14 protein-coding genes and 1 tRNA gene (1 of these 15 running past the window's edge) are annotated in these 15579 nt (G+C 36.6%); 9 read left to right on the top strand and 6 right to left on the bottom strand.

All coding sequences use genetic code 11. The features are described 5' to 3' along the window. Positions 1 to 15: 15 nt before the first annotated feature. Both ahpF and SSAL8618_RS00510 read left to right on the top strand, forming a co-directional pair. The gene (gene ahpF, locus SSAL8618_RS00515) at positions 16 to 1548 is read left to right on the top strand and encodes an alkyl hydroperoxide reductase subunit F (RefSeq protein ID WP_038675041.1); all 1533 of its coding nucleotides are present in this window, start codon (positions 16 to 18) and stop codon (positions 1546 to 1548) included. 175 nt (positions 1549 to 1723) lie between these two features. Beyond that, positions 1724 to 1794: transfer RNA gene (locus SSAL8618_RS00510), tRNA-Cys, on the top strand. 88 nt (positions 1795 to 1882) lie between these two features. Here SSAL8618_RS00510 and SSAL8618_RS00505 read toward each other — a convergent pair. From SSAL8618_RS00505 to SSAL8618_RS00485, 5 genes are all read right to left on the bottom strand, one after another. After that, positions 1883 to 2428, bottom strand: coding sequence for an NAD(P)H-dependent oxidoreductase (locus tag SSAL8618_RS00505; RefSeq protein ID WP_021143435.1), 546 nt, complete (start codon positions 2426 to 2428; stop codon positions 1883 to 1885). Between the two features lie 87 nt (positions 2429 to 2515). Continuing rightward, the gene (locus tag SSAL8618_RS00500) at positions 2516 to 2944 is read right to left on the bottom strand and encodes a MarR family winged helix-turn-helix transcriptional regulator (protein ID WP_002886332.1); all 429 of its coding nucleotides are present in this window, start codon (positions 2942 to 2944) and stop codon (positions 2516 to 2518) included. A gap of 132 nt (positions 2945 to 3076) precedes the next feature. Beyond that, positions 3077 to 3307 (bottom strand): GlsB/YeaQ/YmgE family stress response membrane protein, encoded by a 231-nt coding sequence (locus SSAL8618_RS00495; RefSeq protein ID WP_002886331.1) that lies wholly within the window; start codon positions 3305 to 3307, stop codon positions 3077 to 3079. A gap of 19 nt (positions 3308 to 3326) precedes the next feature. Further along, entirely contained in the window at positions 3327 to 4568 is a 1242-nt protein-coding gene (locus tag SSAL8618_RS00490; protein ID WP_038675037.1) for an aminopeptidase, read from the bottom strand. A 163-nt stretch (positions 4569 to 4731) separates the two neighbouring features. Next, a complete protein-coding gene (locus tag SSAL8618_RS00485) occupies positions 4732 to 9126 on the bottom strand; it encodes a PolC-type DNA polymerase III (RefSeq protein ID WP_038675035.1) in 4395 nt (1464 codons plus the stop codon). Positions 9127 to 9678: 552 nt separating this feature from the next. Between SSAL8618_RS00485 and SSAL8618_RS00480 the strand changes: the two genes are divergently transcribed. After that, positions 9679 to 10410 carry an ABC transporter ATP-binding protein gene (locus tag SSAL8618_RS00480; protein WP_038675033.1) on the top strand — a complete coding sequence of 244 codons (732 nt, stop codon included), beginning with the start codon at positions 9679 to 9681 and terminating at the stop codon, positions 10408 to 10410. Positions 10411 to 10427: 17 nt separating this feature from the next. Then, complete coding sequence (locus tag SSAL8618_RS00475) at positions 10428 to 11744, top strand: FtsX-like permease family protein (RefSeq protein WP_037599772.1); 1317 nt, start codon at positions 10428 to 10430, stop codon at positions 11742 to 11744. A gap of 160 nt (positions 11745 to 11904) precedes the next feature. Here SSAL8618_RS00475 and SSAL8618_RS00470 read toward each other — a convergent pair whose 3' ends face one another. Further along, positions 11905 to 12357 (bottom strand): helix-turn-helix domain-containing protein, encoded by a 453-nt coding sequence (locus tag SSAL8618_RS00470; protein ID WP_038675030.1) that lies wholly within the window; start codon positions 12355 to 12357, stop codon positions 11905 to 11907. 319 nt (positions 12358 to 12676) lie between these two features. Between SSAL8618_RS00470 and SSAL8618_RS00465 the strand changes: the two genes are divergently transcribed. The 5 genes in view from SSAL8618_RS00465 to SSAL8618_RS00445 are tightly spaced (at most 59 nt apart) and all read left to right on the top strand, a layout consistent with a single transcriptional unit that may run on beyond the window. Continuing rightward, positions 12677 to 13150 (top strand): hypothetical protein, encoded by a 474-nt coding sequence (locus SSAL8618_RS00465; protein WP_000182279.1) that lies wholly within the window; start codon positions 12677 to 12679, stop codon positions 13148 to 13150. Positions 13151 to 13190: 40 nt separating this feature from the next. Next, complete coding sequence (locus SSAL8618_RS00460; protein WP_038675027.1) at positions 13191 to 14387, top strand: replication initiation factor domain-containing protein; 1197 nt, start codon at positions 13191 to 13193, stop codon at positions 14385 to 14387. Between the two features lie 2 nt (positions 14388 to 14389). Further along, entirely contained in the window at positions 14390 to 14776 is a 387-nt protein-coding gene (locus SSAL8618_RS00455; RefSeq protein ID WP_006595173.1) for a hypothetical protein, read from the top strand. A gap of 59 nt (positions 14777 to 14835) precedes the next feature. After that, a complete protein-coding gene (locus SSAL8618_RS00450; protein ID WP_000598356.1) occupies positions 14836 to 15030 on the top strand; it encodes a DUF3173 domain-containing protein in 195 nt (64 codons plus the stop codon). Between the two features lie 3 nt (positions 15031 to 15033). Next, positions 15034 to 15579 carry the 5' end (the start) of a tyrosine-type recombinase/integrase gene (locus SSAL8618_RS00445; protein WP_014621017.1) on the top strand. 588 nt of this gene lie beyond the right edge of the window, so only the first 546 of its 1134 coding nucleotides appear in the window; the start codon lies at positions 15034 to 15036; its stop codon lies off the right edge, out of view.

Genomic DNA, 15579 nt, shown 5'->3' with positions numbered 1-15579 from the left:
AACCAGGGGGTATCCATGGTCTTAGATAAAGAAATCAAGACGCAATTAGCACAATATTTAAATTTACTAGAATCTGATATTGTATTACAAACAGACTTAGGGGATGACGATAATTCTCGAAAAGTAAAAGAATTTCTAGACGAGATTGCCGCTATGTCTGACCGCATTAGTCTTGAATCAACACATTTAAAACGTCAACCTAGTTTTGGTATTGCACAAAAAGGGCAAAAAAGTCGTGTTATTTTCTCAGGCTTACCAATGGGCCACGAATTCACATCTTTCATTTTAGCTCTCTTGCAAGTTTCTGGTCGTCCACCTAAAGTTGATGAGGACACTATCGAACGTATCAAGAAGATTGATAAACCCATCGATTTAGAGACTTATGTTTCATTAACTTGTCACAATTGTCCGGACGTTGTTCAAGCTTTTAATATAATGGCTGTTTTGAACCCAAATATCACTCACACCATGATTGAAGGTGGTATGTATCAGGATGAGGTCAAAGCCAAAGGTATCATGTCTGTTCCTACGGTTTACAAAGACCAAGAAGAATTTACATCTGGTCGTGCAACCATTGAACAGCTTGTAGAAAAATTGGACGGACCACTTGATGCTGATGCTTTCGCTGATAAAGGTGTCTATGATGTTTTGGTTATTGGTGGTGGTCCTGCTGGAAACAGTGCTGCCATCTATGCTGCCCGTAAAGGTTTAAAAACTGGTCTTTTAGCAGAAACCTTTGGTGGACAAGTTATCGAGACAGTCGGCATTGAGAATATGATTGGTACGCTATATACAGAAGGTCCTAAGTTAATGGCCCAAGTTGAAGAGCATACGAAATCTTATGATGTTGATATCATCAAAAGTCAATTAGCTACTGGCATCGAAAAGAAAGAACTTATTGAAGTGACATTGGCTAACGGTGCCGTTTTAAAATCCAAAACTGCTATCCTAGCTCTCGGAGCCAAATGGCGTAATATCAACGTTCCTGGCGAGGAAGAATTCCGCAATAAAGGGGTTACTTACTGCCCACACTGTGATGGACCACTATTTGAAGGAAAGAATGTTGCAGTTATCGGTGGTGGTAACTCAGGTTTGGAAGCGGCTTTAGATTTAGCAGGCATTACTAAACATGTTACGGTCTTAGAGTTCTTACCTGAATTAAAGGCAGATCAAGTCTTACAAGAACGAGCTGCTAAAACTGATAATCTCACCATTCTTAAGAACGTTGCAACCAAAGAAATTGTTGGTCAAGATCATGTAACTGGTTTGAATTACGTTGAGCGTGATACAAACGAAGAAAAACATCTTGATCTTGAAGGTGTCTTTGTTCAAATTGGTCTTGTACCAAGTACTGCTTGGCTCAAAGATAGTGGTATTGAACTCAATGAGCGCCAAGAAATTATCGTTGATAAATTTGGTTCAACAAATATCCCTGGTATTTTTGCTGCAGGTGACTGTACAGATAGCGCCTACAAGCAAATCATTATCTCCATGGGTTCTGGTGCTACAGCTGCTATTGGAGCCTTTGATTACTTGATTAGACAATAATCAACACTTGCGTGTTAGTAATCTATCTTCAACAGTTATAATTAATATGAAGAGGTTGAATGTCTTTCAACCTCTTTATGTTTCTTGTAAATAGGCAGTTTGAATAATCAACCAGTCAATTTGATGAAAGAGACTTGACGAATCTTTTTTTTTTCGATAGAATGGTATCTGTTATGGCGGTATAGCCAAGTGGTAAGGCACGGCTCTGCAAAAGCTTGATCGTCGGTTCAAATCCGTCTACCGCCTTCATAATACGAAGACACCTTAGGGTGTCTTTTTTTCATTATTGCATATAAAAATACCCGAAGCTAGAAACCTCGGGTATTCATTATTCTTATTTAATCGCTTCAATCAAAGCTTCCGCTTGATTCTGAAGGCTTTCAAGAACTTCTTCAGTTGCTAGGAATTTCCCATCTGCCCAGGCTGTATCATTTACACGTGTCGCTGTAAAATCACCAACCACTTGGGTACGGATAAATGGTAACAAGTCTTTGTAGGCATCAAAAAGTTGATTGTGACCACCATTAGCAACTGATGACACGGTTACAATCTTATCTTGAAGAGCTGATGGCCCTGAAGGATCTGATAGGTCAAGGGCACGGCTCAACCAGTCAAGCAAATTTTTCACTGGCCCAGGAATTGAGAAATTATAAACCGGTGAGAAAATCCAAATTGCGTCTGCTGCCAAGACCTGCTCTCGAACTTCTGCCAAAACAGGAAGAACTGGACTTTCTAAATCCTGATTAAAAACAGGTACTTGACTATAGTCAAGATAAGAAATATTAGCTTTACCAGCTAGCATTTTCTCAGCTTCTTCTGCTAGTTGGTGGTTAAATGATCCCTTACGAAGAGACCCAACGATAAATAGAATGTTTTTCATAATACGTTTCCTTTGTATTTCTAATAATTAATATTTACTACTACATAGTAATATATATAATTCCATTAGAAATATAAAGAAATATGCTCAGACATTCTTAAATTTTTTCAGGAGCTCTACCAACTGTGCCTGCTCTTCAGGTGTCAGAACGGAAAAAGTCTCCTCAATAGCTCGCTGATGTGGCGGGATTGCTGCTTGAATAATACGACGGCCCTCATCCGTCAAATCAACCTCGAAAGCACGCTTATCTGTTTGGCAGGCTTCTCGCGTCAACCAACCTTTTTTCTCCATATTTTTAATGACAACAGTCATATTCCCGGAGGTGGCAAGCATGCGGTCAATTAATTCGCCAATCTTCATACGTCCTTTGGCATTAAGCACGTCCATGACTCCAAATTGAGTTGGTGTCAAATTAAATTCTTTAAAGGTCTCAGAAACCTTGGCATCGATGGTACGAAAAGCCTTACGCATAACTACCATACTTTTTACAGCCATGTTTTTATCTAAGTCACTCATTTCTAGTCCTTTCCAAATAGATGCTGTTTTTATTACTCTACCACAGTTTTTCTAAAAGTGGTATATGAAAATGAAAAAATAAGAAAAAAGAGTCCTTAGATATCTAACCAATACCTCAGAACTCTTTCATTTCTAACTATTACGATTCCAAAAAAGGGCTAATAAGATAACAGCACCTAGTACTGAAGGAACGATAGCAGTATCTGCTAGCATCGGTCCCCAATTTCCAAAAAGAAGCTGACCAACAAAAGCACCTAGCCATCCAACAAAGGTCTTACCAATACAGCCCATATGTTCACCCCTATTTGATATAGCAGAGGCAATAAGGCCAATTAGAAAACCAACTATCATACTTCCAATCATGATAAATTCTCCATCATACTTAGATTACCCAATCCCCATTTCGGAAGATCGGTACACGACTACCATCTTGGCGGATACCATCAATATCCATTTGATTTGAACCAATCATAAAGTCTACGTGTACATCAGAACGATTAAGACCAGCTTCCTTAAGCTCCTCTTCTGTCATGTCTGCCCCTCCCTTAACACTGGTAGCATAGGCTGCTCCAATAGCTAGGTGGTTGGATGCATTCTCATCAAAAAGAGTGTTAAAGAAAGTGATACCTGACTGTGAAATAGGACTTGGATCTGGTACCAAAGCACATTCACCTAGAGCACGCGCCCCATTATTGTTGAAGACGAGATTCTTCATCACTTCATCACCTTGGTCCGCTGTGATATCTACAATTTCACCATCTTTGAAGGTTACCTTGATTCCCTCAATAATATTACCATTGTAGCTTAGAGGCTTTGTGCTTGAGACATAACCATCTGCACGACGAAAATCTGGTGCCGTAAAGACCTCTTCTGTTGGCATATTAGGAAGGAAACCTTCACCTTGCGCATTAATGGCACCTGCAGACTCCCAAACATGGTTTTTAGGCAATCCTAGAGTCAAATCTGTTCCAGGTGCTTGGTAGTGTAAGGCTGAGAATTGTGCTTCATTGAGTAGGCGTGCTTTAGCATCCAAGCGGTCAGCATGTTCCTTCCAAGCACGTACAGGGTCCTCTTCATAGACACGACAAGTCTTGAAAATTTGGTCCCAAAGTAAATCTACAGCTTCCTCATCACTCGAAGCATCGGGAAAGACCTTCTTAGCCCATTCCTTACCAGCTGCAGCAGCTACAGTCCAACTAACCTTATTAGACTGAGTTACCACCTGCATAGGTTTAAAAGCCACTCCAGTAGCTTTAGCATGAGCAGATAAACGTTCAGGAGCTACACCATTAAGGGCACCTGGATCTGATGAACGAACACCTAAGCGACTTGCCTTCTTGGCCAACAAATATTCCATCTCAGCTTTTTTATAGGCAGGAACCTCTTCGATGCGGTCCATATCAGCATGCAAGAAGCGCTCGCGATTAATAATATCATCTGACCATTGAACGATTACCTCAGCTGCTCCTAAAGCATAGGCTTCTTTAACTAAGAGGTGTGCTAGCTCTGCTTGTTCTACATCAATGCTCAAGGCCACTGTATGACCAGGTTGCACATTAATCCCATTAGCAACCAGTAATTTAGCATATTTCTCAAGATTTTCTTTAAAATTTGGTAAAACCATGATTAACTCCTTGAAACTATAATTTTCTATCAGTATACCATAAGACGAAGAAAAAGGTTTCCTCTCAGCTTTGGCTTTTTAGCATCACATGCAGCCCCCTAAACAAAAAGAGAACGGAGACTGACTCCATTCTCTCAAAGTTGATGACAATTCTCTTCAGCCATTAAAAGAAATCATCAAAAAGACTTAATTGATTATCTTCTGGCATATTTCCTAGGATTCCCATTTCATCCAATTTTTCAACCAAGGTTGATGATAGGCCTCCTCGTTTACGCAATTCTGTCTTGGAAAGGAACTCCCCTTCTTCACGCGCAGCAACCACTTGCTTAGCAACATTCTCACCCAAACCTTCAAGTGCAATAAACGGTGGAATCAAGGTATCTCCTTCAATCAAAAATTCAGTTGCCTGACTCTTATAAAGATCCAACTGACCAAAGGTAAAGCCACGTTCTAACATTTCATTGACAATTTCAAGCGTCGTAAATAAGTCATTTTCAACATTAGTCGCTTCATTTCGTTGGCGCTTCTCCTTAATATCTTCCATTCGAGCTTTAACAGCATCAAGACCCGCAGACATCGTCTTAAGCTCAAATGCTTTAGCTCGAATCGAGAAGTAGGCACAATAGTAATAAATAGGATGGTGCACTTTGAAATAAGCTACACGTAGGGCCATCATAACGTAGGCTGCCGCATGGGCTTTAGGGAACATGTACTTGATTTTACCACAAGATTCAATGTACCAGTCTGGAACATTATTTTCACGCATAGCTTGAATATAGCAATTACGCTCTTCTTCGGAAATCTTCAACCACATCCCCTTACGCACACGTTCCATGATTGTGAAGGCCATCTTAGGATCTAATCCCGCATGCATTAGGTATACCATGATATCATCACGACAACCGATAACTGTTTTCAGAGTGGCGATACCTTCCTTAATCAAATCTTGTGCATTACCTAACCAAACGTCTGTTCCGTGGGACAAACCAGATAACTGTAAGAGTTCCGCAAAGGTCGTCGGATGCGTCTCGTCGACCATACCACGAACAAAGTTAGTCCCAAACTCAGGGATTCCCAACATTCCCGTTGGTGTCCCAATCTGTTCAGGTGTTACCCCTAAAATATCAGTCCCTGAAAAAAGTTTCATTACATCTGGATCATCTGCTCGAATATCTTTTGGATCGATTCCTGATAAATCCTGCAACTTACGAATCATAGTCGGATCATCATGTCCCAGAATATCAAGCTTCAACACGTTCTCATCAATATCGTGGAAGTTAAAGTGAGTCGTCTGCCAGGCAGCCGTTACATCATCTGCCGGATATTGAACAGGTGTGAAATCATAGACATCCATATAATTTGGAATAACAACAATACCACCCGGGTGCTGACCTGTGTTTCGCTTAACACCCGCAGCCCCCATGGCTAAACGATCGACCTCGGCATCACGGTAAAACTTATTGTAATCACGTTCGTAACCTTTAACAAAACCATAAGCCGTCCGATCTGCAACAGTTCCTACTGTTCCGGCACGAAAAGCATATTGCTCTCCAAAAATATCACGAACGTCCAAGTGGGCTGATGGTTGATCATCACCGGAGAAGTTCAAATCGATATCAGGAACCTTATCCCCATCAAAACCTAGGAAGGTCTCGAAAGGAATATCCTGACCATCTTTTTTATATTCCGTTCCACATTCTGAACATTCCTTATCAGGCAAATCGAAGCCAGATCCATAAGATCCATCTGTAATGAACTCTGAGTGTTGACAATTAGGACAGAGATAATGTGGCGGCATCGGATTGACCTCAGTAATTCCAATCATCGTCGCAACAAAACTAGAACCGACAGATCCACGCGAACCAACTAGGTAGCCACGTTCATTTGAACGGTTAACTAGCATCTGCGAAGCCAGGTAGATTACGGCAAAACCATTACCAAGAATTGAAGACAACTCTTTCTCAATTCGCAGGTCAATAATATCAGGCAAAGGATTACCATAGAGCTCAAACGCTCTAGCATATGTCATCTCCGCAACCTGTTCTTCCGCACGATCAATGAAAGGTGTGTACAAGTCTTTTTTGACAACCTCAACCTCTTCAATTTGATCTGCCATAGCCTGCGTATTAGTTACAACAATTTCATAGGCTAAGTCTTTTCCTAAAAAGGCAAAGTCGTCTAGCATCTCGTTAGTTGTCCTAAAATGAGCTTCAGGTAAAGGAGCAGGTTTCGCATTTTCTCCCTTACCAATTGGCCTATTAATCATGGCTCCTTGTCCCAAAGCACGAACAATGATTTCACGATAAATGGCATCCTCAGGGTTGATATAGTGTACATTTCCTGTAGCCAGCACAGGTTTGTCCAGACGATTAGCGACTTCAATTAAATCCCGAATCAGTTGTTCTATAGCCGCCTCATCCTTGATTAAATCCTTTGCAATCAAGGGCGCATAAATTGCCGGTGGCATAACTTCAATAAAGTCATAATATTTAGCAACTTCAACCGCCTTGTCAATACCGTGAGACAGAAGCGTATCAAAAACCTCACCATCAGCACAAGCAGAACCTACAATGATTCCCTCACGATACTCATCTAAGACCGTACGAGGAATACGTGCTACTCCCTCAAAGTATGAGACATTTGATAAACTTACCAACTTAAAGATATTCTTCAAGCCAGTTTGATTCTGAACATACAGCGTCGCATGTTTGACACGAGACTTTTTATACGAATCTTCGGAAACCAAATCCGTATTCAACTGTTCCAGATTAGTCAAACCGTGCTTATCAAACACATCTTTTATGAAGATAAACAACAAACGACCAGTAGCTTCCGCATCATAATTGGCCATATGGTGATGATCCAAAGCCACACCAAACCGCTTCGTCAAAGGCCCCAAACCATGACGCTTATACTCAGGATAAAGATTTCGTGCAAATTCTAAAGTATCAATAACCGGTTGTGAAATTGTTGGTAACTGATGTCTTTCGTAATTGGCATTCATAAAACCAACGTCAAAGGTCGCATTATGGGCCACTAGCACAGTTCCTTGACAGAATTCTTGAAATTCCTGTAAAACTTGCACTAAAGGTTTAGCACCTTTAACATGATTATCAGTAATACCGGTCAACTCAGTAGTAAATGCAGAAAGAGGATGTCCTGGATCTATGAATTCATCAAATTGCTCAATAATATTACCTTTATGCATTTTTGATGCCGCAATCTGAATCAAATCATTATGAACAGCAGACAAGCCCGTTGTCTCAACGTCAAATACAACATAAGTTGCTTCTTTTAATTCCAAATTCTGGGAATTATAAACAATAGGAACTTTATCCTCAACAAGATTGGCTTCAAGACCAAAAATAGCCTTAATCCCAGCTTTCTTAGCCCTATGGTAGCCATGAGGAAAACTCTGAACATTAGCATGGTCAGTAATGGCAACTGCTGGATGTCCCCAAGAAGCCGCTGTATCAATAAGATTTTCAACAGTTGGCATTGCATCCATAGTCGACATGTTGGTATGCGCATGAAATTCCACACGCTTTTGTCCCTCAGGCATCAAATCCTTACGAGGAGTATGAGAAATCTCTTTAATATCTTGCACATTCATAGTCAGACTATGAGTGAAAGGATTATTCTCGATACGGCCACGAACCCTAACCCAGTTCCCCTTTTTTATCATATCGAACTTAGCGAGCTCATCACTATCTTTGACCCATCGTTGCATAGCAAAACTAGAGGTATAATCAGTTACCTTAAAATTAATAATAATTCTACCCGTCTTTGTTTCACGTTGCTCTACATCAAAAATATATCCTTCAAAAACAACACGATTTTCTTCAGAATTAATATCAACCATTGGCGTTATTTCAGCCTTATCAAAACTAGCTTGACGTTGACTTTGTTTCTCAGCAAAATTTTGTGATGGTTCGGTCACAGGTTTCGGTGCTGGGGCACTTTCAAGAATAGATTGAAGCGCTTGTCTTGCTTGAGACTCGGCTTGTTCTTGTAAAGAAACCTTATTTGTTTGGTAAGCCTCTTCTAAAGAAGATGAAGCTTCCTTATCTTCGACAACAGAAATGGATACATCAGATAAACCAACTTGAGAAAGAGATTTAGATATCAAAGAAATAAATCTATCCTGTACATTTTCCTTTATAATATGCTCTGGAGCTTTAACAAAAATACTATTATTCGAAATCTCAACCTTTAGATTTGAGAATAAAGAATAAGTAGAAAAGTGTGACACTTTTAAACTATCTAAAGCATATGAAAAATAATCTCCAAGTAAAGAATCATCGCAAGCAGTAGAAACTAAACGAATCTCAAAAGAAGCTTTAGCACCTAAAGAATTAAAAGAAGAGTGAAGTAAACTATCAAAAAGAGCAAAAGACTCATAAGACAGAACACTAGGAAAAGAAAAAACAAAGAACCATTGGCGTTTTGATTTAAATAGCTTTACTGTTTCGATAGAACCATCTTTAATTTCTTTAAAAGCATCGTGATCCTCAGGAAAACGAATTTGTTTTAAGAGAAGCTGAAATTTATCAGACATAAAAAATAAACTCCTATAGACAAAAAAACACTCCTTAAGGAGTGTAACTTATACCGGCGGCCGGGGTCGAACCGGCACGTCCTTGCGGACACTGGATTTTGAGTTACATCACTACATTATTTAAATCTTACAACCTTGATTTAATAGCGTTTTAGGACTTTTGAATCTTGCAAAATAGACTCATTTTTCAAATTTTTGTAACTTTTTGGTAACTCTATTGTATCAAAAAGTTTTTACATATGCTACTATCTTCGTTATAGCTAACTTTAATTCTCATTTATTAAGTATACCTAAGTTTTATGTTTAAATTTTGTATAGAATAGCTGTACCTCTTAATAGAGTTGTGATTACGCTTTCAACTGAGCCTCGTTTATGATACTATTATAGTAATAGAAAAAATCCTTAGTTCGCTAAAGGCCTTTATTCGAGATCCAGATAAAAAAGAAATTTTATCCATTAAAAATACGTTTCATAAGTTACTTACTTGATATTAATAGAATTCCAATTTATATAATTAAATCAAAGATGACACTGGAATCAGGAGGATTTATTATGGTTAATAATGTAGCTGTTAAAGTCTCAAATCTTTCAAAAGAATTTTTACTAGGACAAGATAAAACTGTCTCTATTTTGAAAGATGTTTCTTTATCTGTCAATTATGGGGAATTTGTATCAATCCTTGGTGTCAGTGGTTCTGGAAAGTCTACTTTATTAAGTTGTTTATCAAGTTTATCTGAACCAACAAGTGGCGAAGTTGTTATCAATGGTGTGAATCCATACACTTTAAAAGAAGGGAAACTTGCTAAATTTAGAAGGCAAGATATTGCAATTATTTTTCAAAATTATAATCTGGTACCCGCTCTACCTGTTCTAGAAAATGTTACACTTCCTCTGAGACTTTCAGGAAAGAGTGTTGATAGCAATAAAGTTAAAAAAATGTTGGATAGTTTGAATTTTAAAGCAGAACTATCATCATTAGTTGCTACCTTATCAGGTGGAGAACAGCAAAAAGTGGCTATTACTCGTGCAATAATAGCTGATAGTAAAATTATTTTTGCTGATGAGCCAACAGGAGCTCTGGACAGCGTCTCAAGAAAACTTATTTTTGAAACACTTCGTAATTTAGCGAGTCAAGGAAAATGTGTTCTTATGGTCACTCATGATATTGAGTTGGCTTCAAAAACTGACAGAGCACTCATTTTAAAAGACGGAAAAATATCTCGACAAATTATTAAACCTTCAGCTGATGAGCTCTACCAAGCACTTGAAACTAGTAAAGATTAATTTGAGGAGGATTTATTATGCTAAAATTAATCATTTACCAATTTCAGTACTCAAAAAGACAATGGTTAGGAACAATACCATTACTATTTGTATCTAGCCTGATTGTTGGAACATCTTTATTTGGTATTGCTAGTGCAATAAAGACTGCTAATATTAACGCTTCACAACTTTTTCAAATGCTAATAGTTTTTGGCGGGACTACTCTATTTTTCCTTATTTCAAATAATATAAGACTGCTAATAGATATCTTTAAAAAGGATTACCAATTATGGGCTACCCTAGGCGCAAGCAGAACTCAGCTATCTTTATTAGTATCTGGACAGTTTTATTTAATGGCAGTGATTGTTAGTAGTATTGGTACAATACTTTCATTTATCATGGCGGATAGTTACTACAAATTTTTACAAAATTTATTAGGAAGAGATGAGTTACCTGATTTAGTTATTACAGCCAACATTCAATCAATTTTATTGAGTGTTTTCATAGTCCCAACAATTGTCGGGATAGGGGCTTACTTTTATTCAAGTCGTATACTTAAAATATCATCAATATTAAAACCAAAAAAGAAAAAAAGAAAAGTTACAGTAACTGGTTTTGTTAACATCTCTGTTCGTTTAATCCTATGGTTACTATGTATAGGTTTGATTGTTTCAGCAAGTTTTAGCAGAAATAAAGAAATAATTTCAACACAGTCAAGCATAATATTATTTTTATTAATTATTCACATCCTTATTATTCAATCACTATCTCCATCAATTCAAGTGTTTCTAATAAAATTTTTAATGAGGATATTTCCAACTGAAAATTATGTAATCAATACAGGCTTTTGGAATCTACTATCCAATCCTAGTTATTTGAAAAGTATACAAACTTCAATGAGCATGGGAGTAACTCTCATTTCTGGGTTTATTCTTTACACCCAAAATATGTATTCATTCATGAATAAAGCAAACGGTGTACTCGAAGCAAGAGCTTCCTTTATTGCTTATCTGTCTGCTCCAATTATTCTGATTATTACTAGTTCTATTTCTCTTACAATTTTATCTTCTAATAAAGATATTGAAGACATTAAACAGTTAAAGACACTGGGAGTGTCAAGATCACAACTTTTTAAAATACGTATAGGCGAGGCAATAATACATTCGGTGTTAATTTTATTAGTATCAGTAATTTTCAATTTAATTATTTTAATTTTAGTTAGCTTTATTGGCCAACTTTTAGGCCAAAATGTAGTAGATATATCGGGTTTTTGGCAACCGAGTCTTATAGTTATTTCTTTGTTAGTTATTTTTTATAGTATTACAAAGGGATTTTATATATTTCGAGATAGATAAATTGAAATAGTTACTGATTCAAAAAGAACACACTTATTGACATTGAAACAAAAGCAATACTAAAATGAAAAAGACAAGGATGAAGCACCTTGTCTTTTTAAAATACTAGCAACTTAGACTAACATAGTTCCATAAGTGAAACTAAAAATATAACAAACCATCAATCTGCATTAAAATAATCAGAAACCTCTTTAAAAAGAGTCTGCAATATTTCTTGCTCTTCTTCATCTAAATTATTTTCAGAGACTAGCTCATCCAAATACTTAGGTAGAGTAGAATGGTTTTTAATTCCATTCATGACAATTGCAAATTTCAGATCATCTAGTTCAGTTTTATTAAACTCTTTTAGCTTCTTCAAATCAATTCTAGTGATTGGATGTGGGACAACATCTAGAGTAATGTAAATCGTTTTTCCTAATAAATAATCTGTCGTGGTATCAAATAATTTTGCTAATTTGACAACGGCTTCTAAACTAGGCTCTAAAGTTCCGTTTTCCCAACGAGAATAAGTACCTTGTTGTACATCAATCATCTCGGAAACTTGTACCTGAGTTAATTTCTTACCCTTTCTCAGTTCCTTAAGACGATCTCCAAAAGAATTATTATTAAACATTGTTTCCTCTTTAATATTCGATTCTGTATATTTTGTCTTGACAAAATATTCTAAACGGTATAAAATGGAATTATTCCATAAGGAATATTTATTTTGAGATTGAATATTCCATTGAGAATATTATAGCATAAAAGGAGGTAAAAGCGTATGTAACTAGTAGTCGATTTAAAAAATTTTAATAAAGGAGGTAAGATTCGACAAAATAAAAAATCTTGAAACAAATGTGCCGTTCGTTCCAAGATCAAAACATATTATGTAACAATTATACCACAGAAAACTCTTCAGTTGCACAAGAAAATTTCGGAGGTTTCACAAAAAGATGACCAATAAAGAGTTAGTCAATCAAATTTCTGGCCTAAACTCTACCTCTACTCTTAAAAATTGGATTCAACTGATTAAAGAGATAAGTGGCAAGGAATTTAAGAAAATTAAAGTTCCTATCAGTAGAAATCCCAGAACTCATCAATTAAGTTATACAGTTGCCTATGATTTTACAGACGAAGACCTTAGACAATTTCAAAAGTTAGCTAAACTAAAACTTGAAATAGGTCTAAAAGAGGCTATACAAGCCGTATTTGGGAGTCTAGCAGACAATGAGCATGAATCCCTAAACCAAGTAATAGATGAGCTCTACGATGAACTGAGCGCCTTAAAACAGGAATTTAAGCGAGAAATGCGACTGATAAAAATTGAGAATTCCAACCTAAAAAAGAAAATCCAAGATATTGAAGAGTCGATGCAAACCGGCTTACTAGGGTTTGTTAACAAGAGGTCAAAAAATAGGTTCGGCTAATAGCGAGTTTTCGGCTGAGCCATGAGGCAGAAAGCCGAAAATGAGCGTAGATGCGGACGGACCATTTTTGACCGATAGGGTGTGTAGTAACACCACCCTCTGCAAGTTAGGTGTATCATCGAAAGAATTCAGTATTATCAAGGGTTTTAGAGATTTTATGGGTGGCAAAATTAGGCAAAAAGTTGAATCAAAATCTATGGCAAAAAATGAACATTTACGTTCTGTATTTGACTGGATTCAAATTCAGTTTGATAAGACTGAATTTTCGCCAAGAGAAATAATCGAAGACATCCTATTTCTTGACTCTGACCTATTTATTGAGAATAAAGGGAGCCTTAAATACTATAACTATGATAGCCAGCTTCATTATGGGAATATCCGTATTTACTATGGAGCGAAAGAGTCGTCCTACATGCTTGTCATGTCAGGACAGGCACTCGAGTTCTATAGAGATATGGTATTAGATCCAAATAGTCTGTCCGAAAGACAGTTTCTGAATAACCTCTACTACAATTACAATCAATTTTCAGTAAGACGAATTGATATTGCAATAGATGATTTTAATGAAACACCCTATTTCACTCCTAATCAGCTTCTAAAGATTTGTCAGAAGAAACGCTTTCTATATGGAAAAAGCACCTACTACAATACCTACGGAGATGAAACAATCGGCCAGACCTTATATTTGAGAAAACCCAATGATGATGAAAGACTTAGAATTTACGATAAACGTTTAGAACGAGCTGAGAAGCTCGGTATCAGCAAGCATTTTATAGAAAATTGGATAAGAACTGAGTTAGAACTTAGGAAAGAAAAAGCTCACTACTTCATTCAAGAATGGTTGCATTCAGAAATAGACCTTCTCAACTTTACCAAGGGATATCTCAAAGAAAAAGTGAGATTCTATAGTGATAGCCATTTCTCAAAACCTTTGAGATCTTGGGAAAAGTTTTTAGGTCACTCAAAACCTGTCTCTATCATTATTTCAAAATCAAAAACAGAACTAGAACAAAAATTAGAATGGTTTACCTATAAAGGTTCAGGGGCTATTCTAAAAGCGTATAAATTTCTATACGACAATAATTTACTGCATGAGTATGAGAAATCTAACTATCTCGCACTCAACAATATGGAATATCCACCAGATTTAGCAAGTGGATTAATAGAAAGGGCAATTCTCTTTAAAAGAGAGGATTTAATCCCTACAATCAAAGAAAATATCAAAAGGAGAAATTAACTATGGCTAAAATGCTTTCACAAAATGACTGGAATTTTAATAACATTGGAACAAAATTTGAATTGGATGAAGTTATTCCAAAATTTGAAACAGAAGTCCGAGCAGATGCAAACGGAGAAATTATCAAAAACCGAGATGGTAGCGAAAGACGTTTTAATACCGATAAAATCATTGGTTGGAAATACAATGTAACAATCAAGGATGGACAATTCAAAAAGAAATCAACCCAAGTCTCTGTAGACAATCCAGAAGCATTAGTTGATAATGACTATATCCAAGCAATGGATGAAGTACCAGTAACATTTGACAATTTACAAGCTACTATGATTAGTTCGACAATGTATTACAAGGCGGATGCTATCCATTTAGTAGATGTAAAACAAAAATAAGTATTAGACAAGGGGAGTTAATCCTCCCCTTACTTAATCTAATCAGAAAAGGAGATCACATGATTAAAACTGTAACAAAAGATGACCTTATCGAACTTGGATTTGCTCCAGGAACTGCAAGAAAGATTATCCATACTGGCAAATTACTATTAGTGAATCGTGGTTTTAATATCTACGATAACAAACGGATTGGTACAATTCCAGCCAGTGTCGCTGAAGAACTACTAGGAATTGAACTCCAGAAAGAAGCATAATGAATGACTATTCGTAAAACTAAAAGTGGTAAATGGACCGTTGATGTTTCTAATGGTTTCCACCCAGTCACACAAAAAAGAATACGTATCATTCGAAAAGGATTAAAATCTAAAAAGGAAGCACTAGAACTAGAACAACATATTCGAGTTGTAGAATTAAAAGAAAAACAATTTGACTTTGTAGTAACAACAGATATGTTATTCCAGTTGCTTGAAGAAGACGATTTGAAAAATGGCAGAAAAATAAGCTATACAAGTACACAAAGAAACAATTATGAGCGTCATATTAAACCATATTTTAAAAATACAAATTTAAATAAATTAACGTATGACCATATATTCGAATTTCGTGAATACCTAAAAACAAAACCTAAAAAACAAAATGAAAATGAAACTTTAAGTTATAATACAATTAATAAAGTTCTAATTCTACTTAAAAAAATTTTTGACACTGGTATAAGAAAATCCCTTATTGATAAAAATCCTGTTGAGAATCTGAGAAAATTACCAATTAGGAAGCCTAATATCAAATTTTGGAGTATAGAAGAA

This window comes from Streptococcus salivarius (genome assembly GCF_000785515.1).
In the GTDB taxonomy this organism is placed as follows: domain Bacteria; phylum Bacillota; class Bacilli; order Lactobacillales; family Streptococcaceae; genus Streptococcus; species Streptococcus salivarius.
Note: the sequence above shows the minus strand (reverse complement) of the source record. Positions and strands in the feature narration are given on the sequence as shown.

What these genes read in the sequence shown, in the direction of transcription:
- ahpF (WP_038675041.1), top strand. Translation starts at nt 16, where the DNA reads ATGGTCTTAGATAAAGAAATCAAGACGCAATTAGCACAATATTTAAAT.
- SSAL8618_RS00505 (WP_021143435.1), bottom strand. Translation starts at nt 2,428, where the DNA reads ATGAAAAACATTCTATTTATCGTTGGGTCTCTTCGTAAGGGATCATTT.
- SSAL8618_RS00500 (WP_002886332.1), bottom strand. Translation starts at nt 2,944, where the DNA reads ATGAGTGACTTAGATAAAAACATGGCTGTAAAAAGTATGGTAGTTATG.
- SSAL8618_RS00495 (WP_002886331.1), bottom strand. Translation starts at nt 3,307, where the DNA reads ATGATTGGAAGTATGATAGTTGGTTTTCTAATTGGCCTTATTGCCTCT.
- SSAL8618_RS00490 (WP_038675037.1), bottom strand. Translation starts at nt 4,568, where the DNA reads ATGGTTTTACCAAATTTTAAAGAAAATCTTGAGAAATATGCTAAATTA.
- SSAL8618_RS00485 (WP_038675035.1), bottom strand. Translation starts at nt 9,126, where the DNA reads ATGTCTGATAAATTTCAGCTTCTCTTAAAACAAATTCGTTTTCCTGAG.
- SSAL8618_RS00480 (WP_038675033.1), top strand. Translation starts at nt 9,679, where the DNA reads ATGGTTAATAATGTAGCTGTTAAAGTCTCAAATCTTTCAAAAGAATTT.
- SSAL8618_RS00475 (WP_037599772.1), top strand. Translation starts at nt 10,428, where the DNA reads ATGCTAAAATTAATCATTTACCAATTTCAGTACTCAAAAAGACAATGG.
- SSAL8618_RS00470 (WP_038675030.1), bottom strand. Translation starts at nt 12,357, where the DNA reads ATGTTTAATAATAATTCTTTTGGAGATCGTCTTAAGGAACTGAGAAAG.
- SSAL8618_RS00465 (WP_000182279.1), top strand. Translation starts at nt 12,677, where the DNA reads ATGACCAATAAAGAGTTAGTCAATCAAATTTCTGGCCTAAACTCTACC.
- SSAL8618_RS00460 (WP_038675027.1), top strand. Translation starts at nt 13,191, where the DNA reads ATGAGCGTAGATGCGGACGGACCATTTTTGACCGATAGGGTGTGTAGT.
- SSAL8618_RS00455 (WP_006595173.1), top strand. Translation starts at nt 14,390, where the DNA reads ATGGCTAAAATGCTTTCACAAAATGACTGGAATTTTAATAACATTGGA.
- SSAL8618_RS00450 (WP_000598356.1), top strand. Translation starts at nt 14,836, where the DNA reads ATGATTAAAACTGTAACAAAAGATGACCTTATCGAACTTGGATTTGCT.